Annotated in this window: 14 protein-coding genes; 9 read left to right on the top strand and 5 right to left on the bottom strand. The window is 72.6% G+C overall.

The window, feature by feature from the left end:
• Position 1 precedes the first annotated feature (1 nt).
• Positions 2-1015 (bottom strand): cytochrome d ubiquinol oxidase subunit II, encoded by a 1014-nt coding sequence (gene cydB, locus AC4BGE_RS16105; protein WP_490571599.1) that lies wholly within the window; start codon positions 1013-1015, stop codon positions 2-4.
• Positions 1016-1029: 14 nt separating this feature from the next.
• Positions 1030-2472 carry a cytochrome ubiquinol oxidase subunit I gene (locus AC4BGE_RS16100; RefSeq protein ID WP_490571598.1) on the bottom strand — a complete coding sequence of 481 codons (1443 nt, stop codon included), beginning with the start codon at positions 2470-2472 and terminating at the stop codon, positions 1030-1032.
• A gap of 142 nt (positions 2473-2614) precedes the next feature.
• On the opposite strand from AC4BGE_RS16100, the gene AC4BGE_RS16095 reads away from it, so the two are divergent.
• Positions 2615-3016, top strand: coding sequence for a BlaI/MecI/CopY family transcriptional regulator (locus AC4BGE_RS16095; protein WP_490575919.1), 402 nt, complete (start codon positions 2615-2617; stop codon positions 3014-3016).
• A gap of 5 nt (positions 3017-3021) precedes the next feature.
• A complete protein-coding gene (locus AC4BGE_RS16090; RefSeq protein ID WP_490571596.1) occupies positions 3022-3894 on the top strand; it encodes a M56 family metallopeptidase in 873 nt (290 codons plus the stop codon).
• A gap of 129 nt (positions 3895-4023) precedes the next feature.
• On the opposite strand, the gene AC4BGE_RS16085 is transcribed toward AC4BGE_RS16090, so the two are convergent.
• The gene (locus tag AC4BGE_RS16085; RefSeq protein WP_490575918.1) at positions 4024-7527 is read right to left on the bottom strand and encodes a M4 family metallopeptidase; all 3504 of its coding nucleotides are present in this window, start codon (positions 7525-7527) and stop codon (positions 4024-4026) included.
• A gap of 203 nt (positions 7528-7730) precedes the next feature.
• On the opposite strand from AC4BGE_RS16085, the gene AC4BGE_RS16080 reads away from it, so the two are divergent.
• The 7 genes from AC4BGE_RS16080 to AC4BGE_RS16050 all read left to right on the top strand — a co-directional run bounded on the left by AC4BGE_RS16080 (position 7731) and on the right by AC4BGE_RS16050 (position 17622).
• Positions 7731-10307, top strand: a complete 2577-nt coding sequence (locus AC4BGE_RS16080) for a DNA translocase FtsK (RefSeq protein WP_490575917.1) — start codon at positions 7731-7733, stop codon at positions 10305-10307.
• Positions 10304-12127 (top strand): helix-turn-helix domain-containing protein, encoded by a 1824-nt coding sequence (locus AC4BGE_RS16075; RefSeq protein ID WP_490575916.1) that lies wholly within the window; start codon positions 10304-10306, stop codon positions 12125-12127. Before AC4BGE_RS16080 ends, AC4BGE_RS16075 begins: the two co-directional genes overlap by 4 nt.
• A 117-nt stretch (positions 12128-12244) precedes the next feature.
• A complete protein-coding gene (rimO, locus tag AC4BGE_RS16070) occupies positions 12245-13681 on the top strand; it encodes a 30S ribosomal protein S12 methylthiotransferase RimO (protein ID WP_490571636.1) in 1437 nt (478 codons plus the stop codon).
• A complete protein-coding gene (gene pgsA, locus AC4BGE_RS16065; RefSeq protein WP_490571592.1) occupies positions 13678-14316 on the top strand; it encodes a CDP-diacylglycerol--glycerol-3-phosphate 3-phosphatidyltransferase in 639 nt (212 codons plus the stop codon). Before rimO ends, pgsA begins: the two co-directional genes overlap by 4 nt.
• A 151-nt stretch (positions 14317-14467) precedes the next feature.
• Positions 14468-16666 (top strand): bifunctional metallophosphatase/5'-nucleotidase, encoded by a 2199-nt coding sequence (locus AC4BGE_RS16060; protein WP_490575915.1) that lies wholly within the window; start codon positions 14468-14470, stop codon positions 16664-16666.
• A 103-nt stretch (positions 16667-16769) separates the two neighbouring features.
• The gene (locus AC4BGE_RS16055; protein WP_490571590.1) at positions 16770-17249 is read left to right on the top strand and encodes a CinA family protein; all 480 of its coding nucleotides are present in this window, start codon (positions 16770-16772) and stop codon (positions 17247-17249) included.
• A 64-nt stretch (positions 17250-17313) separates the two neighbouring features.
• On the top strand, positions 17314-17622 hold the full coding sequence (locus AC4BGE_RS16050; protein ID WP_490571589.1) for a helix-turn-helix domain-containing protein: 309 nt from the start codon (positions 17314-17316) through the stop codon (positions 17620-17622).
• Positions 17623-17688: 66 nt separating this feature from the next.
• Here the strand turns inward: AC4BGE_RS16050 and AC4BGE_RS16045 are convergent, their stop codons facing one another.
• A complete protein-coding gene (locus AC4BGE_RS16045) occupies positions 17689-18474 on the bottom strand; it encodes a DNA-formamidopyrimidine glycosylase family protein (RefSeq protein ID WP_490571588.1) in 786 nt (261 codons plus the stop codon).
• Positions 18467-23005, bottom strand: a complete 4539-nt coding sequence (locus AC4BGE_RS16040) for an ATP-dependent helicase (RefSeq protein ID WP_490575914.1) — start codon at positions 23003-23005, stop codon at positions 18467-18469. Before AC4BGE_RS16040 ends, AC4BGE_RS16045 begins: the two co-directional genes overlap by 8 nt.
• Between the last annotated feature and the right edge of the window lie 73 nt (positions 23006-23078).

The raw sequence follows: 23078 nt of genomic DNA, 5'->3' as shown, positions 1-23078 counted from the left end.
GTCAGCGACCCACGGAGGCGGCCTCGGGGATGCTGGCGGTGCTGATCCGCTTGCGGAACACCCAGTAGGTCCAGGCCTGGTAGCCCAGGACGATCGGGGTGAAGATGACGGCCACCCAGGTCATCACCGTCAGCGTGTAGCTCGTCGCGGCCGCGTTGGTGGTGGTGAGCGAGAAGGCCGCGTCGGTGGTGGAGGGCATGACGTCGGGGAAGAGCGCCAGGAAGAGCCCGGCCACCGCCAGGGCGATGGTGACGAAGGTGCCGATGAAGGCCCATCCCTCGCGGGCGGCCCGGTTCATCACCAGCGCGCCGATCAGGGCGAGCGCGGCCAGGGCGAAGGCCACCGCCGAGAACGCGTCGCCGGTGCGCAGCTGGATCCAGAGCATGAAGACGACCGCCAGGCCCGCGGCGAGCAGGCCGAGACGCTCGGCCAGGTCCCGGGCACGGTGCCGGATCTCGCCGTCGGTCTTGAGGGCGATGAAGAGGGCGCCGTGGGTGGCGAAGAGGGCGGCGGTGACCGCCCCGCCGAGCAGGCCCAGCGGGTTGAGCAGGGTGAAGAGCGTGCCGGTGAACTCCTTCTCGGCGTCGATCGGCACCCCCGCCACGATGTTGGCGAACGCCACGCCCCAGAGCACGGCCGGCAGCCAGGAGCCGACGATGGCGGCGAGGTCCCAGCGTGCGCGCCACCGGTCGTCGTCCCGCTTGCCGCGGTACTCGAAGGCCAGGTTGCGGATGATCAGGGCGACCAGGATGAGGAGCAGCGGGAGGTAGAACCCGCTGAAGAGCGTCGCGTACCACTCGGGGAAGGCGGCGAACGTGGCGCCGCCGGCCACCAGGACCCAGACCTCGTTGCCGTCCCACACGGGCCCGATGCTGTTGTACATGACGCGGCGCTCGCGCTCGTCGCGCGCCAGGACCGGCAGGAGCATGCCGACCCCGAAGTCGAAGCCCTCGAGGGTGAAGTAGCCGATCCACAGGATCGCGATGAGGGCGAACCAGACGGTGGTGAGTTCCATGCTGTGTCTCTCCCTCAGTAGGCGAATGCCATGGGACGGTCGTCGTCGGAGCCCCCGATGGGCACCTCCGGGGGCTCGGAGAAGGGGTCCGCGCCGCGCTTGGTGTACTTCACGAGCAGCCCGAGCTCGACGACGGCGAGCAGGGCGTAGAGCAGGGTCAGGACGATCAGCGAGGTCGCCGCCTCGAAGACGCTGACGCCGGGGGAGACGCCGGACTCAGTGGTCATCAGGCCGAAGACGACCCACGGCTGGCGGCCCATCTCGGTGAAGATCCAGCCGAACGAGTTGGCCGCGACGGCACCGATCGGCAGGGCGAGCCCGAGCAGCCCGAGCCACCGGCCCGTGGGGGTGCGGCCCCGGCGGGTCGCCCACAGCAGGACCGCCGCGCCCGCGGCCACCGCGAAGCCCAGACCCATCATGAACCGGAAGGACCAGTAGGTCACCGGGATCACCGGCACGTAGTCACCCGCGTGGTAGTACGCCGCGCCCGGGTCCTGGCCGAACTCCTCGGCGTACTGCTCGCGCAGCTGGTTGATCCCCTGGACCTCGCCGTCGAAGGTGCCGGTGCCCAGGAACGAGAGCAGCCCGGGGACCTCGATGATGTGCTTGGGGTCCGAGCCGTCGAGCCTGCCGAGGGTGAGCACCGAGAAGGGGGCCTTGCTGGTGGTGTCGTAGAGGGCCTCGGCCGCCGCCATCTTCATGGGCTGGACCTCGGTCATGATCTTGCCCTGGATGTCGCCGGAGACGGTGACGCCCAGACCGGCCACCAGGGCGGTGACCGCGCCGATCCGGATCGCCTTGCGGTAGAGCGGCTGGTCGTCGCGGTGACGCCTGCTGACGTAGAGGTAGGCGCCGACGCCGGCCATGAACGCACCTGCGGTCATGTAGGCGGCCAGCACCACGTGCGGGAAGGTGACGAGCTGGACCTTGTTGAACATCACGGCCCAGAAGTCGACGAGCTCGGCTCGTCCGTTCTCGGCGTTGTAGGTGTAGCCCACCGGGTTCTGCATCCAGCTGTTGGCGGCCAGGATGAAGTAGGCCGAGGCGAGGGTGCCCAGGTGGACCAGCCACATGCACGCGGCGTGCAGGGCGCGCGGCAGCTTGTCCCAGCCGAAGATCCACAGGCCCAGGAAGGTCGACTCCAGGAAGAAGGCGAGGAGGCCCTCGATGGCCAGGGGCGCCCCGAAGACGTCGCCGACGAACCGCGAGTAGTCCGACCAGTTCATCCCGAACTGGAACTCCTGCACGATCCCGGTCACCACGCCGAGGGCGAAGTTGATCAGGAAGAGCTTCCCGAAGAACTTCGTCAGCCGCAGGTACTCCTCCTTGCGGGTCCGCACCCAGGCGGTCTCCAAGCCGGCGATCAGCGCCGTGAGGCCGATCGTGAGCGGTACGAAGAGGAAGTGATACACGGTGATGATGCCGAACTGCCACCGTGCGATCTCGAGGACGTCCACCTTGCCTCCAGGCTGTGGGAGCTGGTGCCGTCGTGGATTGCGACGGCGAACGAATGCTACGACACGTAGTACTGCATGCGTAGTACGTCTCGTGTAGTACGTAAACAGTAGTACTACTTGTGTGCGTAGGTATGCTGGGGGGGTGCGGAAGACAAAGAGAGCCTCGACAGGGGGCAAGACCGGACTCGGCGACCTCGAGCGGGCCGTCATGGACGTCCTGTGGGACCTCGATGCCGGGGAGGACACCACGGTGCGCGAGGTGCACGCCCGGATCTCCGAGGGCCGCGACGTCGCCTACACCACCGTGATGACGGTGATGGACCGGCTGGCGCGCAAGGAGCTGGTGGTGCAGCAGAAGGACGGGCGCGCCTACCGCTACCGGGCCCGCGCGACCCGCGCGGAGATGACCGCCGACCTGATGCGCGACACCCTGGCCGACCTCGGCAGCAGTGAGCGGGCTCCCGCGCTGGTGGCATTCGTGGAGGATGCTTCCGCCGAAGACCTGGCCGCGTTGCGGAAGGCATTGGACGCCCTGGGAGACTGACCTCCATGGAGTTCACGCCCCTGGTGCTGGGGCTGCTTTCGGTCGCCCTGGCGGGGCCCGTCCCTGCCCTGATGGCCCGGTCCTCCCGACTGCACCTGACCCCCTTCGCAGCCATGGTGCTCTGGCAGGCCGTCGCCCTCGCCTCCGTGCTGGCCGCCCTGGGCGCCGGCCTCTCGCTGGCCACCGGGCAGACCCTGCGGGACGAGCCCGGGCCCGTCCGTCTCGGTGTCGCCGTCGTGGCGTTGAGCGTGACCCTGGTGGTGACCGCGCGACTGCTCCTCTCCGGTCACCGGGTCGGCACCACGCTGCGGTCGTTGCGCCGCGACCACCGTGAGCAGGTCGACCTGGTCGCGGGCCGCCACGAGGACCTGCACGTGCTCGAGCACGACGTCCCGGTCGCCTACTGCCTGCCGGGGGTGGCACGCTCCCGCGTGGTCATCTCGGCCGCCGCCATGAAGAGCCTGGAGACGGCCCAGCTGGCCACCGTCCTCGCTCACGAGCGGGCGCACCTGGCCGCTCGCCACGACCTCGTCCTCGAGGCGTTCACCGTCCTGCACCGGGCGTTCCCCCGCTGGGTCTCCAGCGACGCGGCGCTGCGTGAGGTGCAGCTGCTCGTCGAGCTGCTCGCCGACCGGGCGGCCCTCAAGGTGGGCCGCCCCCACGACCTGGGCGCCGCTCTGCTGTCGATGGCCCACGGCCGGGTCCCCGCCGGCTCCATGGGCGCGGCGGGCTCGGACCTGGTCGAGCGGGTCCGGGTGCTCGCGGACCCCAGGCGCCGCCCGGTGCAGGGCGCCTCCCTGGTCCTCGCCTCCTGGGCGGTCCTGGTGCTGCCGACCGCGCTCGTCGTGGCTCCGTGGCTGCTGGGCCTGCACGGCTGAGGAGGCCAGGGGTCAGGTTCCCAGGGCTGAGGCCCGGGGGTCAGCTCCCCTCGGGTGAAGGTCCCGACGCAGGACGGGCCCCGTCGGAGACCTGCTCCGACGGGGCCCGCCCTGGTGTCGCTGTTCCGGTCAGCGCCTGACCCGGAAGGTCAGCCTGTCCCGACTGCCATCGACCTCGTCGGAGCCGACGTACCTGGCCACCAGGCGGTGCTTGCCCGGTCGCAGGCGGGTGGAGACCTTGAGGACGAGCCTGCCCTTCCTCAGCTTGGCGGTGCCCACCTTCTTGCCGTCGATCTTGACGACGACCCGTCCGGTGGCCGTGCCGGTCTCGGCCTTGACCCGGACGACGACCCGGAACCCCTGGCGGGCCCGCGGGGCCTTCGGGCGGACCTTGGCCGTGGTCTCGGAGTCGCTCCGGCCCTGCTCCGGCGGGACGCCCGGGCCCGGGGTCGGGCCCGGGGTCGGGGCCGGGGGCGTGGTCGGCCCGGGCGAGGGAGTCGGCACCGGCTCGCCGGGCGCGACGACGGTGACGACGACGTCCGCCGAGCCCTTGGCCTGGGCCGCGTCGCCCGAGTAGGTCACCCGCATCGTGCGGGTGCCCACCGGCAGGTCGGCCGGCAGAGCGATCGTGGCAGCACCGCGGTCCAGCTCGGCCTCGCCGACGGTCCGGCCGCCCTCGTCGGTCAGCACGACGTCACCGGTGGGGGCGGAGCCGACGCTGCCGTTGCGCTCCACCGTGACGGCCACCGCGGAGGGCTGGCCGAAGACGGTGGGCTGGTGGGTCGCGACGACCGAGACCGGCAGCTTGCAGTCGAGGATCTCGATGTCGTCGACGTACCAGCCGTCGATGCCACCGCACCCGTCACGACCGATGTCGAACCGGAGCTGGACCGTGTCGCCCGGCTCCACACCGGCGGCTGCGAGGTCGACCTGGGACTGTGCCCAGGAGCCCTTCACCTCGCCACCGTCCGTGCCGGAGAAGCCCTCCTCGCCGGCCAGCGGGTTGGTGTTGCCCTGCCCGACGGTGCTGAGCGTGCCGGGTGCGTTGAAGACGTAGGCGTCGGCCGGGATGACCTCGAAGGGCCCCCCGTCGATGCTGATCTTCACGTTGCCGCCGTCGTAGCCGGCCTCGGTCGCCACGTTGTGGTCGAACGCGAGTCGCGGGGTCCGAAGCCGCCCGGGCATCTCGACGATCGGGGAGACGATCGAGTTGCGGCTGGAGAAGTCGTTGCCGCCCGCTCCCTCGCCCGAGCAGTCGCCGAGGTCCGGCGTCGGGCCGTAGGCCACCTTGGAGGTGTTGCCGTCCACGCTCGCGCGCGACACCCACGGCCTGCCGTAGCTGCCGTAGTAGCCGTCGGCCTCCCAGGCGGCGAGCTCCTCGCCGGTGCCCCAGCCCTGGAGCCCGTCCTCGAAGTCCTCGCTCCACAGCGCCTCGGTCACGAAGCCCTCCCCGCACAGGGACGGGGCGTTCGGGTCGAGGAGCGGCTGGAAGTCGCAGCGCACCGGGTCGGTGCGCATCTCCACCGCCGCCACCGCTGCCTGGATCGAGGCGCAGTCGGCCGTCGTGAGGGGGGCGGTCGCCAACGCTCCGGCCCCCGGCTCGGTGGTCAGCCGGTTGATCGGCCTCCCGACGAGGTCCGCGCAGGACCTCTCGAGCGCGTCGGCCATGTCGACGAAGTTCGACGCCGGGGTGAGGTACGCCGACTGGGCGCGCCACCACACGTTGGCTGCCTTGTCGAGGCCGATGCCGTCGATGGTCCGGCCGTTGTAGTCCCCGCCGTCGACGACCAGCGCGTAGGCGTGGTTGGGCACGCCCGAGTTGCTGTGGACGCCGCCGGCGTCGGTGAACGCCGGGTCGCACTTGTACTCAGCGTCCGTGACCTTGCCCGGGTCGCCGTAGCAGGTGGGCGACCACATGTCGCGGATCGCGCCGCCGAAGGCGGTCGACTTCTCACCCATGAGCCACCGGGTGCTGATGGCGCGCTCGGTGGTGTCCTCCGCCGCGATGGTGACGGTGGCGGTGCCGGCCTGCTTGAAGCGGACGCCGTCGGCCTGGGTGACCATGACGCCGGGGATCCCCGCCTCGCCGGAGGCGACCGTCGGGAAGTCGACGTTGTTGTTGCCGATCACCAGCCCGGTCGCACCGGCGGCCTCCGCGAGGGTCACCTTCTCCTGGAAGGTGCAGGTCCCGCGGTCGACGTAGGCGAACTTGCCGGCGACCGCGGCCGCGTTGGTGTAGGCCGAGCAGCCGTCGGTGGGGGAGGGGCCAGCGGGGTCAGCGGCGTCCCGGGCCACCACCACGTCGGTGGTCAGCGGGGTGGTGGAGAAGCCGTCGCCGAACGCCGCCTCGACGGCGTTGCACTCACCGGCGACCGAGGCGGGCGCGGTGATCGCCATCTCGATGCCGGCAGGGGCGGTCGTCTCGCAGCCGTCGGCACGACGGGTGGTGAAGTCCTCGTCCTCGTCCTCGCGCCCGTTGATGATGTCCAGCGTCTCGCCCCAGACGTCGGAGTAGGACTCGTTGAGCGCGCCCGACTGGTACTGGTAGATCAGCCCGGAGGTGTACTCGGTGTAGGCGTGGCCCCACTCGTGCGAGACCACGTCGTCGGAGGTGACGCCGTTGCAGTAGTTGGTGGTGGTGCCGTTCCAGTTGGCGTTGGGGCACCGGATCCGGGGGTCGTTGTTGACGGTCTTCATCGTCGCCCCGGCCCCGTCGTAGGAGTCGCGGCCGAAGGCGTTGGCGAAGAGCCAGTAGGACTCGCCGGCGGAGGTCACCAGGTTCTGCTGGTCGACGTTGAGGCCGCCGGGGAACTCGTCGCCCTCCTCCCAGACGGGAGCGGTGCCGGGGTTGAGCTCGTAGAGCTCGCGGTCCAGCGCGTCGTGGACCATCGACCAGCGGTTGAGGATCTTGAGGTGGTCGGCGTCGAGGAAGACGACGTCGCGGATGCTGGAGCCGTTGGAGACCTCCACCTGGTAGGCCAGGACGCTCTCGCCCGGCTCGCCCTTGGTGAGGCCCTTGCGGTAGACGAAGAGCCGGGGGTCGGACGCGCGCACGCCACTGGTGTCAGCCCGGCCCTTGCCCTCGGACTTGGCGGGGGGATCGGAGCGCACCCACTCCTCGGCGATCCGTGCGGCGTCGGCCGGCGAGGCGCCGGGCTCCACGTCGAGGTCGAGGTCCGGTGCCGCGTGGCCGCTGACGGCGGTCAGGTCGCCCTCGGCGTCGAGGTTGACCTTGAGGGCCGCGCCGAAGACCTCGACCCCGCGGTAGCTCTGGGTGTAGGTCACGGTGGTGCCGTGGGCGCCGGAGGTGACACTCTGCTGCGCCAGCTCGGCCGGGCGAGCGCCGAAGGCGGCGCCGTACTTGTCGAGGTAGGACTCGGCCTTGGCGACGGCGCTGCGGCGCGAGTCGGCGTCGACCGAGGGGAGGAGGTCGCCACCGCCCTTCACGGTCAGGAACGCGATCTTCCCGGTGGCGTCGGAGCGGGTGGCGGCGACGGTGCCCTGGGCTTCCTGCTTGATCTTGGCGACCAGGCCCTCAGGCCCCGTCGGTGCTGCTTGGGCCGGCAGGAGGGGAGCGGTCACGAGACCGGCCCCCACCACCGCCAGCGCAAGCCCCTGCTTGAGGAGCTTCACGTGCGACTTCCCTTCGAAGAAGTGATTCAGCCCACCCGAGAGACGGTGGTGCGGTCACCCTAAGGACGGGCTTGGCACAGGTAAAGAGCGGTTTGCAAACTTTGTGTAACGAGTTGCGCGGGTCTCCCGGGGTCACGAGCCGGCTGCGACACGCACCCTGTGGTTCGTGTGACTGGTGTGGCGGTTGGACTACTGTCCTGAGCATGGCGACCCGTACGTCTTCCCCGCCGGGGTCGCGGAGCTCGAGCGTGTCCAAGAAGCCCTCGAGCCCCCGATCACGGAGTACTGGCTCCACCCGAGCCGGCAAGAGCTCCAAGCGACCCCAGAAGTCGGCTGCCCGTCGCCCCGCCCCCCGGGCCGTCCGCAACGGACCCGGGCCGGTGGCCCGTGGGTTCGGCGCTCTCGGCCGCGGCGTCGCGAGCGCCTGGCTGGGTGTGGCCCACGCCGTCGGCAGCACCGCCCGCAGCATCGGCCACGGAGCCCGCGACCTCGACCCGGCCCACCGTCGCGACGGGGTGGGCATGGCCCTGCTGGGCCTCTCGCTCGTCGTGGCCGGGGCCGTGTGGTGGCAGCCGCCCGGTGGCGCGATGGACCTCGTCCGGTCGGTCACCGCCGGCACCGTGGGCAAGGTCGCCTGGGCCGTCCCGCTCTGGCTGGCCTACCTGGGCTGGCGCACCCTGCGCGACCCCGAGCACAACGGCCCCGCCGGCCGCCAGGTGATCGGCTGGTCGGCCTTCGTGCTCGGCGTCCTGGGCCTCGTGCACATCGCCAACGGCAACCCGCAGCCCAGCGTCGGCGACGCCGGGGACCTCCAGCAGGCCGGCGGCGCCGTGGGCTTCGTCGTCTCCAGCCTCCTCCTCGACCTGCTGCGCACCCCCTGGGTGGTGGTGCCGCTGCTGAGCCTGCTCGCGCTCTTCGGCGTGCTGGTGATCACCGCGACACCCCTCTACCAGGTCCCGGCCCGCCTCGCGGCGCTGCGCGACCACGCCTTGGGGCGCGCCCCGGCGGCCGAGGGTGCCGACGACGCCGAGCAGACCCGCCCGGTCCGCCAGCGGCGGCGCAGCGTGCCCATCGACGAGGAGATGGGCGACCCCGCCTACGACTCCCCGGTCCTGGAGGAGCGCGAGGTCCGCCGTCGCCGCCGTCGCGCCGACCCCGTCGACGTCGCCCTCGAGGAGGGCGCCGACGAGGGGCTCGGCATCCTGGACCCCTCGGCCGAGGCTCCCGGCTCCGACCAGGCCGCCGCCGAGGTCCAGCCGCCCCCGCACACCCCGCTGCCGCCGCGGGTCGAGCAGCTGGCGCTCTCCGGCGACATCACCTACACGCTGCCCGCCAGCGACATGCTCAAGCCCGGGTCGGTGCACAAGGCCCGGTCCAAGGCCAGCGACGCCGTCGTGGACCGCCTCCAGCAGGTGCTGGAGGAGTTCGGCATCGACGCCCACGTCACCGGCTACACCCGCGGCCCCACCGTCACCCGCTACATCGTCGAGCTCGGCTCCGCGGTCAAGGTGGAGAAGGTCACCGCCCTCTCCAAGAACATCGCCTACGCCGTGGCCTCCGCCGACGTGCGCATCCTCAGCCCGATCCCCGGCAAGTCCGCGATCGGCATCGAGATCCCCAACAGCGACAAGGAGATCGTGTCGCTGGGAGACGTGCTCCGCTCGGAGACCGCGCGCTCCAACCACCACCCGATGGTCACCGGGCTCGGCAAGGACGTCGAGGGCGGGTTCGTGATCGCCAACCTGGCCAAGATGCCGCACCTGCTGGTGGCCGGCGCCACGGGCTCGGGGAAGTCGTCGTTCATCAACTCGATGATCACCTCGATCCTGATGCGCTCCACGCCCGACGAGGTCCGGATGATCATGGTCGACCCCAAGCGGGTCGAGCTCAACGCCTACGAGGGCATCCCGCACCTGATCACGCCCATCATCACCAGCCCGAAGAAGGCCGCGGAGGCCCTGCAGTGGGTGGTGCGCGAGATGGACATGCGCTACGACGACCTGGCCAACTTCGGGTTCCGCCACGTCGACGACTTCAACAAGGCGGTCCGCGCCGGCAAGGTGGAGGTCCCGGCGGGCAGCGAGCGCCAGCTCTCGCCCTACCCCTACCTGCTGGTGATCGTCGACGAGCTCGCCGACCTGATGATGGTCGCCCCGCGCGACGTCGAGGACGCGATCGTCCGCATCACCCAGCTCGCCCGGGCCGCGGGCATCCACCTCGTGCTGGCCACCCAGCGGCCCTCCGTCGACGTGGTCACCGGCCTGATCAAGGCCAACGTGCCCTCGCGGCTGGCCTTCGCCACCTCCAGCCTCGGCGACAGCCGGGTCATCCTCGACCAGCCCGGGGCCGAGAAGCTGGTGGGGCAGGGTGACGGTCTCTTCCTGCCGATGGGCTCCTCCAAGCCGGTGCGCGTCCAGGGCTCCTGGGTCACCGAGGCCGAGGTGCACCAGGTGGTGGCCGCCTGCAAGAACCAGCTGGAGCCGACCTACATCGAGGAGGTGACCGCTCCGGCGGCCGCCAAGCGTGACCTCGACGACGACATCGGCGACGACATGGACCTGGTCATCCAGGCCATCGAGCTCGTGGTCTCCACCCAGTTCGGCTCCACCTCCATGCTGCAGCGCAAGCTGCGCGTCGGGTTCGCCAAGGCCGGACGCCTGATGGACATCCTGGAGAGCCGGGGCGTGGTGGGCCCCAGCGAGGGCTCCAAGGCCCGTGACGTGCTGGTCAAGCCGGACGAGATCGATTCCGTGATCGCGACACTGGAGGGGGAGCGATGAGCGCTGCCGAGGAGCGGGTTGGCCACGACACCGAGTCGCACGAGGGGACCGACGGCCCTTCGCTGAGCCTGGCGGCCGGCCTGGTCGAGGTCCGCCGCAACGCGGGTCTCGCCGCGGCGGTCGGCGGTCTCTCCTCCGCCGTCGCCATCGCCTACCTGTGGCGCGCCACCAGCACCGGCGCGGTCCTGGACTGGGCCCTGGTCGCGGTGATGGGCCTGCTCGCCGTCGCCTGGCTCGCCTCCTTCCTCGACGCGCGCACGCCGCTCCTGGTGGCCGACGCCCAGGGCGTGCGGGTGCGGCTGGGCCGGACCTGGCGGGGCCTGACCTGGTCGGCCGTCGACCGGGTGGAGCACACGCCCCGTCGCGGTCTGCTGCGCGACGGCCGGCTCACCGTGGTGCCGCGCAACAGCGAGCTGCTGATGGCCGACCTGGACCGCGCCGGCGCGCGCCAGGCCCGCCTCGCCACCCGCCTCTACGGCGGGCCGCTGGCCCTGCCCCTGGGGCTGACCACCCGGCTCTCCAGCGAGGACGGCGACCCCACCGAGGCGCTCGGCCGGCTGGCCGACCGGGGCGCGGAGGTCGTCGTGGTGCCCTCCGGGTCGGCCGCGGAGCGGGAGCCCGAAGGCGACGCCCCCGCGCGGCGCCGCCTGCGTGACCCGCGGCCGCTGATCGCCGGCGCCCTGACCAGGGTCTCCGCGCCGCTGACCCGCAAGACCCGGCGCGACGAGGTCGACGAGGTCGACGAGGTCGACGAGGTCGACGAGGTCGACGACGTGGACGAGCTGGACGACCGCGCCTCCATGGGGGCGGCGCGGGGCCAGGCAGAGGACGAGGGCCGGGACGAGGGCCGGGACGAGGGGCGGGACGACGTCGAGCCGCGCGGCACCGCGGTCGTGGTGAGCCCGGCACCCGAGCCCGCCCGCGAGACGCCGCTGCCCGCCCGCGCCGACGTGCTGCACGAGCAGGACGACGACCGGACCCAGGTGCTGCCGACGGCCGTTGAGCTCGTCGAGGACACCCAGGCCTGGGGGGACAGGGTCCGTCCCATCGCCCGTGCGGGCCACCCCGTGGCCCCGGTGGTCTTCGACGACCTCATGGTGGAGCCGGCCTCGGACCCCGTGATCGGCCCCGAGCTGCGGGCGGCGCGGACCAGGCTGCGCCTCTCGGTCGACCAGTTGGCGGAGCGCACCCGGATCCGTCCGCACGTGATCGAGGCCATCGAGGTGGACGACTTCGTCCCGTGCGGCGGCGACTTCTACGCCCGCGGGCACCTGCGCACCCTGGCCCGGGTCCTCGGGATCGACGTGGCGCCGCTCCTGGAGACCTACGAGGACCGCTACGCGCACGCGCCCATCGATCCGCGGCGGGTCTTCGAGGCCGAGCTGGCCACGGGCGCCCACGGTCCCATCCGTGGCACCCGCGGCGGAGCGAACTGGTCGATCCTGGTGGCCGCGGTGATGGCGATGGTGCTGGTCTGGTCGGTCGCGCGCCTGGTGATGGACACCCCGTCCGACCTGGGCGGCACGCCCGTCCTCAACGGCTCCGGCGGCCCGCACGCGGGCAGCGCGGTGGCGGCCGACCCGGTGCCGGTCGTGGTCTCCGCCCCGGCCGGGGGTGCCAAGGTCGTGGTGCGCGACGGCTCGGGCGCCGTGGTCTTCAAGGGCAACCTCGCCATCGGCGAGAGCCGCACGGTCGACGCCTCCCCGCCGGTGCGGGTACAGACCAGCGACGGCGCCGTGACGGTCGGCATCAACGGGGTCGAGCGCGGTCCCGTGGGCGAGGCCGGGACGGCCTCGCAGGGCACCTACGCCGCCGACTGACGTGGCGTGGGTCACCCGTCCGGCGCGGCACCGCGCCGGGAATCAGCGTGGCGTGGCCTGTGGCGTCATAATCGACTACCTATGACGACGTACAAGCCTGACCCCACGACGGCTCCCCTGAGCGTGGCGGTGGTGACCCTCGGGTGCTCCCGCAACGAGGTCGACTCCGAGGAGTTGGCCGGCCGTCTGGAAGCCGATGGATTCCAGCTCGTCTCCGACCCCGAGGACGCCGACACGGTGGTGGTCAACACCTGCGGGTTCGTCGAGGCAGCCAAGAAGGACTCGGTCGACACGCTGCTGGAGGCGGCCGACCTGAAGACCCACGGCCGGACCCAGGCGGTGGTGGCGGTCGGCTGCATGGCCGAGCGATACGGCAAGGACCTGGCCGAGTCGCTGCCAGAGGCCGACGCGGTGCTGGGATTCGACGACTACCCCGACATCGCCGCCCGGCTGCGCTCCATCGTGGCGGGGGACAGGCACGTCTCCCACGTGCCCTCGGACCGGCGCCGGCTGCTGCCGATCTCACCGGTGGAGCGGGCCGCCGCCGTCGACGTGACGGTGCCGGGCCACGCTGTCGCCGTGCCCGACCTCGAGCCCGGCCAGGCGCCGCCCACGGGCCCCCGGGTGCTGCGACGCCGGCTCGACGGGGGACCGATGGCCCCCCTCAAGCTGGCGAGCGGCTGCGACCGGCGCTGCGCCTTCTGCGCCATCCCGGCCTTCCGCGGCTCCTTCGTGAGCAGGCGGCCCTCCGACGTCGTCGCCGAGGCGCGCTGGCTGGCCGAGCAGGGGGTGCGCGAGCTCTTCCTGGTCAGCGAGAACTCCACGTCCTACGGCAAGGACCTCGGTGACCTCCGGCTGCTGGAGACGCTGCTGCCGGAGCTGACCGGCATCGACGGCATCGACTGGGTGCGTGTCTCCTACCTCCAGCCGGCCGAGACGCGTCCCGGCCTGATCGAGGCGATCGCGCGGACGCCCGGGGTGGTTCCCTACTTCGACCTCTCCTTCCAGCACGCCAGCGCTCCGTTGCTGCGACGGATGCGCCGCTTCGGCGACCCGGACAGCTTCCTGGACCTGCTGGCCCGGGTCCGGGAGGAAGCGCCGTTGGCCGGCGTCCGGTCGAATGTGATCGTGGGGTTCCCGGGGGAGACCGAGCACGACCTCCAGGTCCTGTGCGACTTCCTCGAGGCGGCGCGTCTCGACGTCACCGGTGTCTTCGGCTACTCCGACGAGGACGGCACCGAGGCCGAGTCCTACGACGGCAAGATCGACCCCGACGAGGTCGCCGAGCGGGTCGCGCACGTCACCGGGCTGGTGGAGGAGCTCACCGCCCAGCGTGCCGAGGAGCGCATCGGCGAGCAGGTCGAGGTGCTGGTGGAGTCCCTGCAGGACGGCACCGTGGAGGGACGCGCGCGTCACCAGGGTCCCGAGGTCGACGGGACGACCACCCTGACCCAGGCCCCGGCCGGCGTGCGCGTCGGCGACCTGGTGCGGGCCGAGGTCGTCGACTCCGTCGGGGTGGACCTCTTCGCCCGGGTGCTGGCGGGGCAGCCGTGAACGCGCCCGCGAAGACCAGCAACGTCAACCTGCCCAACGCGCTGACCACCCTGCGCATCCTGATCGTCCCCTTCTTCGGGTGGGCGCTGCTCCACGACGGCGGCGACTCGGCGACCTGGCGCTGGATCGCCTTCGCCCTCTTCGCGGTGGCGATGATCACCGACAAGGTCGACGGCGACCTGGCGCGCAAGTACGACATCGTCACCGACTTCGGCAAGATCGCCGACCCGATCGCCGACAAGGCGATCACCGGCATGGCGCTGATCGGCCTCTCGGTGGTGGGCGACGTGTGGTGGTGGGTCACCATCGTCGTCCTGGTGCGCGAGTGGAGCGTCACGCTGCTGCGGCTCTCGATCCTCTCCGACGTGGTGATGGCCGCATCGTGGAGCGGCAAGGTCAAGACGACCCTGCAGGCCCTGGCCCTCGGGGTGCTGCTGTGGCCGCTGCCGCACGGCGAGGCCCACGGCGGAGCCTTCGACGGCTGGGGGATGCCCGGGGAGGTGCTCTTCTACACCGGCCAGGTGCTGCTCGCGGGAGCCGTGGCGATGACGCTGTGGTCGGGCTACGAGTTCGTCCGCGACGTGCGCGCCACCCGCACGAAGAGGGCCGCCGAGGCCACGCACAACGAACGCTGATCGGCGTCACACCAGCCACTCTGGTTATGGTGGCAGGGATCACTTGTCCACCAAACAAGGGAACAGCACTGTGTCAGCCATCAGAAGCTCAGGCCGGCGCCTCACGGCGGCGGCATCCATCGCGGGGCTCGTAGCAGCGCCGCTCACGCTCATGGCGATCACCACGGCGCCGGCCTCGGCGGCCGACGACGTGGTCGTCAACCTCATCGGGGTCAACGACTTCCACGGCCGCATCAACTCCAACACCGTCAAGTGGGCGACCACGGTGGAGGGCCTGCGCAACGCCTCCACGACCGACACCGACCTCCTCGTCGGCGCCGGCGACCTGATGGGTGCCTCGGAGTTCACCTCCGCGGTCTCCGACGAGCAGCCGACCATCGACGTGCTCAACGCGATCGGCCTCAACGCCTCGGCCGTCGGCAACCACGAGTTCGACCGTGGCTGGCCCGACCTGCGCGACCGGGTGATCAACTCCACCAACGCCCAGTGGAAGTACCTGGGCGCCAACGTCTACCAGAAGGGCACCCAGAACCCCGTCCTTCCTGAGTACGCGGAGTTCACCGCCGGCGACCTCAAGGTCGCGGTCGTCGGCGCGGTCACCGAGGAGACCCCCTCCCTGGTGGCCCCGGGCCGGGTGGCCGACCTCGACTTCGGTGACCCCGTGGCCGCCGTCGACCGGGTCGCCAAGCAGCTCAGCGATGGAGTGGCCGAGAACGGGGAGGCCGACGTCATCGTCGCCTCGTTCCACTCCGGTGCCGCACACGGCGCCAACTCCGACTACGCCAAGGAGGCCGCCAGCGCCGGCGAGTTCGCGCGGATGGCCTCGCTGCCCGACAGCGTGGACGCGATCTTCAACGGGCACACCCACCAGGTCTACGCCTGGGACGCCCCGAAGCCCGGTGGGGGCACCCGTCCCATCGTGCAGACCGGTGAGTACGGCGCCAACGTCGGTCAGGTCCAGCTGACGCTGGACGCCGCGACCGGCGAGGTCAAGGCCTACACCGCCAAGAACCACGCCCGGGTCGCCGACGCCGACCTGACGAACCCCGTCGTCGCCAAGGTGGACGAGGTGGTCAAGGCCGCCCAGGCCAAGGCCGCCGAGGTGGGCAACCAGCCCGTCGGCCAGATCACCGCCGACGTGACACGCGCCTACGACGGGGTCGACGCCTCCGGCAAGGCGATCGAGAACCGCGGTGCCGAGTCGACGCTCGGCGGCCTGGTCGCCAACGCGCTGCGCGACGGCGTGCCCGCCGAGATCGCCGACCCGGACATCGGCATCGTCAACGCCGGCGGCCTCCGGGCCGACCTGCTCTTCGCGGGCAACCCGGCGAGCAACCCGCTCAACACCGACGGTGTCATCACCTACGGCGAGGCCAACGACGTGCTCCCGTTCGTCAACAACGTCTGGACCGTGGAGCTCACCGGCGCCCAGCTGCGGCGGGTGCTGGAGCAGCAGTGGCAGCCGGCCGGGTCCGGTCGTCCCGTCCTCAACCTCGGCCTCTCCGACAACGTCGAGGTGACCTACGACGCGTCGCAGGCCGCCGGGTCCCGGATCACCTCGGTGCGGATCGACGACCAGTGGCTGGACAACAAGAAGGTCTACAAGGTCTCGACCTTCTCCTTCCTCGCGGGTGGCGGCGACAACTTCACCGCCTTCAAGGACGGGCAGGCCAAGGACACCGGCCTGGTCGACCGCGACGTGTGGATCCAGTACCTGCGCGACCACCCGGTGAGTCCTGACTTCGCCCGCCAGCAGGTGGAGGTGACCAACGTCAAGAACCGCCAGATCACCATGGGTGAGCGGGTTCGCGCCCGGGTGTCGGGCCTCGACCTGACGTCGGCCGGCTCGCCGAAGAACACCGCCGTCGAGGTGGTGCGGGTCAGCAAGGACGGCAAGCGCAAGGTCGTGAAGTGGGTGCCGGTCACCAACGGGAGCGCGAAGGTGAACTTCGAAGCCCCCGCGGGTGCCTCCATCGAGCTGGTGGCCAAGCCGTCGGGCACCACGATCACCCGTCAGCTCCGCAAGACCCGGCCCCAGATCAAGCAGATGCGGGTCTTCCCCAAGGTGGTCAAGGCCAACAAGACCCGTCCGCGGGTCAAGGTCGTGGTCAAGGCCAACAACGACGGCAAGGTCACCGGCCGCGTCAAGGTCGTCATCCAGGGCAAGGGCTTCAAGCGCAAGGTCTTCGGCGAGCTGAAGAAGGTGCAGGGCAAGCCGCGCAGCAAGGTCAACGTGCGGCTGCCCAAGCTGCCGCGCACCGGCGCCTACACGGTGCGTGCGAAGTACCTCGGCAACAACAAGTACAACGCCCAGAAGAAGAGCTACAACCTCCGGGTTCAGCGGCGCTGACCCGTGCCGGACGTCTCGCCCGGAGACGTCCGGCCCGGACGGAGGGCGAGGGGCTCGGGTGCACGCACCCGGGCCCCTCGTGCCGTCCTCCTACGATCGGCCCATGACGACTCACGCCGAGACGGGCCCGGCCCCACTCCTGCGGCTGCTCGCGGCCCGCGGCCAGACGCTCGCCGTCGCGGAGTCGCTCACCGGTGGCCGGCTGGCCGCGTCGCTCACCTCCGTGCCCGGCGCCTCCGCGGTCTTCCTGGGCGGTGTCGTCTCCTACGCGACGGCGGTCAAGGTCGCGGTGCTGGGCGTCAGCGAGGAGCTGGTCGTCCGGCACGGGGTGGTCTCCGCCGCCTGTGCGGAGCAGATGGCGCAGGGTGTCCGCCGCCTGACCGGCAGCACCTGGGCGCTCGCCACCACCGGCGTCGCCGGCCCCGACCCGCAGGAGGGGAAGCCGGTGGGCACCGTCTTCGTGGGGCTGGCGGGCCCGAACGGCGCGGCAGCCCGCCCGTTGGGACTGACCGGCTCACGGACCGAGATCCAGGACGAGACCTGCCGCCGGGCGCTGGCGCTCCTCGCCGATGCCGTGGGGTGACGGGGGCCGGTTGCGGGCTTCCGGTAGCGTGGCCCCACGGGTCGAACGAGGAAGGGACGCGCGCATGGTGCTGTTTCGTCGGTCTCTCGGCGAAGTCCTCCGCCACAAGCGGATGGAGCTGGGCATGACCCTGCGCGAGGTCTCGGCCGAGGCGCGGGTCAGCCTGGGCTACATCTCCGAGATCGAGCGCGGCCAGAAGGAGGCGTCCTCGGAGCTCCTGGCCTCGTTGTGCGCCGCCCTCGACGTGCCGCTCTCCTCGGTCCTGCGCGAGGCGAGCGTCGCCGTCGCCCACGAGGAGTCGATGGCCGCACCCACCTCGCTCGAGACGGCCCGGACGGCCGGCCCTGGCGACGTGGTCGCCTCCGCTGCCTGAGTGCACGAGCCCCTGAGCGCCTGAGCGCACGCCGCACGGATGCTGCCGGGCGGGCTCCGTCCCGGCTCAGCGGTCGGGCTGGCAGCTCGGGCACCAGTAGGTGGCCCGCTCCCGCCCGGGCGGGCCGGTCTGCTCGACGCTGACCGGCGTCGCGCACCGCAGGCACTCCTGCTGGCGGTAGACCCAGGTCCGCCGGCCCCGTCTCAGGTCGCCGGTGGTGGTCTGCTCGGCCCGCTGCTTGTTCTGCTCCAGGATGAGCTTGGCGCGGCGCACCAGCCGCTCCAGGTCGGGGACCTCGCCGACCGGGGTGGTGGGCCTCACCCCGCTGGTGAAGCAGAGCTCGGCGGCGTACATGTTGCCGATGCCCGCGAGCCGGGTCTGGTCGAGCAGAGCGTGCACCAGCGGCCGGGTCGGGTCCTGGGTGAGCCGGCGAAGCGCCTCCTGCTCGTCCCAGTCGGAGCCGAGCAGGTCGGGGCCGAGGTGTCCCACGGCCAGGTGCTCGTCCTCGCGGTGGAGGAGCTCGACGAGGCCGAGGGAGAAGCCCACCGCGAGCCGGTCGGCGGTCTCCAGCACCACGCGGGCGGTGTGCACCGGCCGGCGCCACCGCTGGCCGGGAGCGTAGGCCTGCCAGGCCCCCTCCATCTTCAGGTGGGTGTGCAACGTCCAGGGACGGTCGGCGTCGATACGGGTGAGCAGGTGCTTGCCCCGGCTGGTGGTGTTGCGGACCAGCCCGCCGGCCAGGTCCTGGGTGGCCAGCTGGGGGACGCGGAAGTCGCTCCGGCTCAGCCGGCGACCCGCCAGGGTGCGGTCCAGCAGGCGGGCGGCGCGCCACACGGTGTCGCCTTCAGGCACGGATCCTCAACCCCTTCGGCGTGGCGACGAAGCCCGCCTCCCTCAGCGCCGCGCGCAGCGGCGTCTCCCCGGACCCCAGCAGCTGGGACCCGTCAGCCCGTTCCACGGTCAGCCGACCCAGGGCGCCGCGGCGCACCGACTCCGCGAGCGCCCGCGCGGCGGGCCCGAGCCGCTCGGGCTCCTCGGACCAGGTCAGCAGGGTGCGGCCCCCGCGCTCGACGTAGAGCGTGAGGCGGCCCTCCACCAGCACCACCAGGGCGCCCGCCTTGCGGCCCGGGCGGTGTCCTGTTCCCGCGGAGCTGGTCTCGGGCCAGGGGAGGGCGGCGCCGAAGGGGTTCGCCGGGTCGGTCGCGGCCAGGGTGACCGCGACGGGAGCCTCGGCCGGTCGGTCGGTCTCGCTGAAGGTCCTCAGGCGGTCCACCGCGCCGACGGTGCCGAACTGGGCCGCGCCCAGGCCCTCCACGAAGTAGCCCCGGCGGCAGCGCCCGGCGTCCTCGAAGGCGGCCAGCACCTTGTAGACGCCCGCGAAGCCGCCGGGGATCCGCTCGCCGGCCACCGCGCCCCGGGTGACGACCCCGTGGCGCTCCAGGAGGTGCTCGGCGACCGCGTGGGCGCGCCTGGTCGGGTCGGCGTCGCGCCGCGGCAGCAGGGACCAGCGTCCGGCTGTCTCGGGGGGACCGCCGCGGGTCGGCATCCGGCCCGTGCGGGGCGGCCGACGGGGGGTGCGGTGGGAGGCGGTGCCCGAACCGACGAGGGCGCGCAGCGGCAGCACGGTGTCGTTGGTGACGTGCCCCGACCAGACCAGCTGCCACAGGGCCGCGGAGAGCGTGGTGTCGGAGGTGGAGCCCACCTGGTCCGAGAGCTGACGGAAGAACCACGCGCCGCCGGGCGCCAACGCCTCGAGCACCCGGTGCTGGAGCTCGTCGAGCTCCTCCTCGAGCGGGTCCGGCAGGGTCAGGGCGGCCTGGTCGGCCAGGTGGAGGCTCACCCAGCCGTCGCTGCCGGGCAGCGGGGCGTGGCCGCACCACAGCACCTCGCCCGAGGCGGTCAGCTCGTCCAGGAAGGCGGGCTGGTAGTCGCGCACCCGCGCGGCCAGCACCAGCGGCTCCAGGGCGCTGGCGGGCACGGCGCAGCCGGCGAGCTGGTCCAGGGCGGCGACCACGCCGTCGACCCCGCGCAGGCCGCCGCGGGCGGCGGTCACCTTCTGCCAGGCGGGCAGGAAGCGCGCCAGGGTGTCGGGGGTGACCGGTTCGACCTCCTGGCGCAGCTTGGCCAGCGAGCGCCGGCGCAGTCGCCGCAGCACCTGCGCGTCGCACCACTCCAGGCCGCTGCCGCTGGGCCGGAACTCGCCGTCCAGCACCCGGCCCCGTGCGGCCAGCCGCTGGAGCGCCTGTCGGGCCACCGCCTCCCCGAGGCTGAAGCGGGCGGCGACCGCCTCGGTGGTGAAGGGGCCGTGGGTCCGGGCGTACCTGGCCACCAGGTCGCCGATCGGGTCCTCCTGGACCTCGGTGAAGGCGACGGGGGTGCCGGGCGGCACCGGCACGCCCAGGCCGTCGCGCAGCCGGGCCACCTCCTCCACCGTGCACCAGACCGGCTCTCCGCCCATCCGGACCTCGACGACCCGGCGGGCGGCGGCGAGCTCGGCAAGCCACCCGGCCACGGGCGAGCCAGGGCGGCTGCGTGCCTCCACCTCCTCCCGGCTGAGCGGACCCAGCAGGCGCAGCATGTCGGCGACCCCCTCGGCGTCGCGGGCACGGCGGTCTTCGGTGAGCCACTGCAGCTCGGCCTCGACCTCGGCCAGCACGTCGGGGTCCAGCAGCTCGCGGAGCTCAGCGCGTCCCAGCAGCTCGGCCAGGAGCGACTGGTCCAGTGACAGCGCCGCCGCGCGGCGCTCGGCGATCGGGGAGTCGCCCTCGTAGAGGAACTGGGCGACGTAGCCGAAGAGCAGCGTGCGGGCGAAGGGGGAGGGCTGGGTCGTGGAGACGTCGACCACCGCGACCTCGCGGCGCTGCACCGCCCGCAGCAGCGCCAGCAGCGACGGCAGGTCGTAGGCGTCCTGGAGGCACTCGCGTACCGCCTCGAGGACGATGGGGAAGGAGGGGTACTTCACCGCGACCTCGAGCAGCTGCGCGCTGCGCTGACGCTGCTGCCACAGCGGGCTGCGGCGTCCGGGGTCGCGGCGCGGCAGGAGCAGCGCGCGGGCCGCGCACTCGCGGAACCGGCTGGCGAAGAGGGCGGAGCTGCCGACCTCGTCGGTGACCAGCTGGTCGATCTCGTCCGGCTCGAAGACCACCAGGTCGGCGCCGGGCGGCTCCTGGTCGCTGTCGGGCACCCGGATCACGATGCCGTCGTCGGAGGCCATCGCCTGGCCGTCGACGCCGTACTGCTCGCGCAGCCGGGCGTTGATGGCCAGGGCCCAGGGGGCGTGCACCGGCATCCCGTAGGGCGAGTGCAGCACCAGCCGCCAGTCGCCCAGCTCGTCGCGGAAACGCTCCACCACCAGCTGCCGGTCGTGGGGGACGAGGTTGGTCGCCTCGCGCTGCTCGGCGAGGTAGTGCACCAGGTTGGTGGCCGCGTAGGCGTCGAGACCGTGGCTCTGGGCCTCCGTCACCGCCTCGGCCATCGGCAGCGCGGCGAGCTCGCGGCAGAACTCGCCGATCGCCGCCCCCAGCTCGGCCGGCCGGCCCAGCCCGTCGCCCTTCCAGAAGGGGAGCCGGCCGGGCACCCCCGGCGCCGGGGTCACCAGGACCCGGTCGTGGGTGATGTCCTCGATCCGCCAGCTGCTGGCGCCGAGCGCGAAGACGTCGCCGACCCGGGACTCGTAGACCATCTCCTCGTCGAGCTCCCCGACCCTGCGGCCGGTCCCCTCGCCGACCAGGTAGACCCCGAAGAGGCCGCGGTCGGGGATGGTGCCGCCGCTGGTGACGGCCAGGCGCTGCGCTCCGGGACGGGCGGTGAGCCGCCCGGTGACCCTGTCCCAGACCACGCGCGGCCGCAGCTCGGCGAACTCCTCGCTGGGGTAGCGCCCGCTGAGCAGGTCGAGGGTGGCCTCGAAGGCGCTGCGCGGCAGGGAGGCGAACGGCGCCGAGCGGCGCACCAGGGTGTAGAGCTCCTCGACCTCCCACTCGTCGACCGCGGTGGCGGCCACCACCTGCTGGGCCAGCACGTCCAGCGGGTTGGCGGGGACGCGCAGGCTCTCGATCTGGCCGGACCGCATGCGCTGCACCGCGACGGCGGTCTGCGCGAGGTCGCCCCGGTGCTTGGGGAAGAGCACCCCGCGGCTGGTCTCGCCCACCTGGTGACCGGCGCGCCCCACCCGTTGCAGCGCGCTGGCCACGCTGGGCGGCGACTCGATCTGGATCACCAGGTCGACGGCCCCCATGTCGATGCCCAGCTCCAGGCTGCTGGTGGCCACCACGCACGGCAGTCGCCCCTGCTTGAGGTCGTCCTCGATGAGGGCACGCTGCTCCTTGGAGACCGACCCGTGGTGGGCGCGGGCCAGCACCGGCGGTGCCCCGCCCGTGCTGCCGGCCTGCGCCATCACCTCGGCGGGCGGCCCGGACGGCGCCGCGGGCACCGCCGCCCCCGCGGCGACGCCCACCGGCTCGGGGGCCAGGCCCGCGCGCTCCGCAGCGATCTCGTTGAGCCGGGCGGTGAGACGCTCGGCGAGCCGCCGGGAGTTGGCGAAGACGATCGTCGAGCGGTGCTGCTCGACCAGGTCGACGACCCGCTCCTCCACGTGGGGCCACAGCGACTGGCTGCGCCGGGGGTCGCCGGACTCCTCGTCGTACTCCTCGGGCGCCGTCATGTCCTCGACGGGGACGACGACGCGCAGGTCCCAGGTCTTCTGGCTGGGCGGCGCGACGATGTCCACCGGCGCGCCCCCGCCGAGGAACCGGGCCACCTCCTCGAGCGGGCGGACGGTGGCGCTCAGGCCGATCCGCTGCGCGGGGGTCGCCAGCAGGGCGTCGAGGCGCTCCAGGCTGAGCGCCAGGTGGGCGCCCCGCTTGCTGCCGGCGACCGCGTGGACCTCGTCGAGGATGACCGTCTCCACCCCGCGCAGCGCCTCGCGGGCCTGGCTGGTGAGCATCAGGAACAACGACTCGGGGGTGGTGATCAGGATGTCGGGAGGAGACGTGCTCAGCCGCCGTCGCTCGGTGGCCGGGGTGTCCCCGGAGCGCACCCCCACCCGCAGCTCCGGGAGCTCGGTGCCCAGGCGCGCCGCGGTGTGCCGGATCCCGGTCAGGGGCGCCCGCAGGTTGCGCTCCACGTCGACGGCCAGCGCCTTGAGCGGCGAGATGTAGAGGACCCGGCACCGCCGGGCGGCCTCGGGCGGCTCCTCGGTGAGCAGCCGGTCGATCCCGGCCAGGAAGGCGCTCAGGGTCTTGCCGGAGCCGGTGGGGGCGACGACGAGGGCGTGCCGGCCGCGCCGGATCGCCTCCCACGCGCCCTCCTGCGCCGCGGTCGGCTCGGCGAAGGCGGCACGGAACCACTCCCTGGTGGGTGCGCTGAACGCGTCGAGGACCGGCACCCAGTCATCTTGACACCCGCCTCCCCACGCCGAGGCTCACGCCGAGGCCCACGCCGAGGCCCACGCCGAGGCG

This window comes from Nocardioides sp. Z50_6 (genome assembly GCF_058215755.1).
Note: the sequence above shows the minus strand (reverse complement) of the source record. Positions and strands in the feature narration are given on the sequence as shown.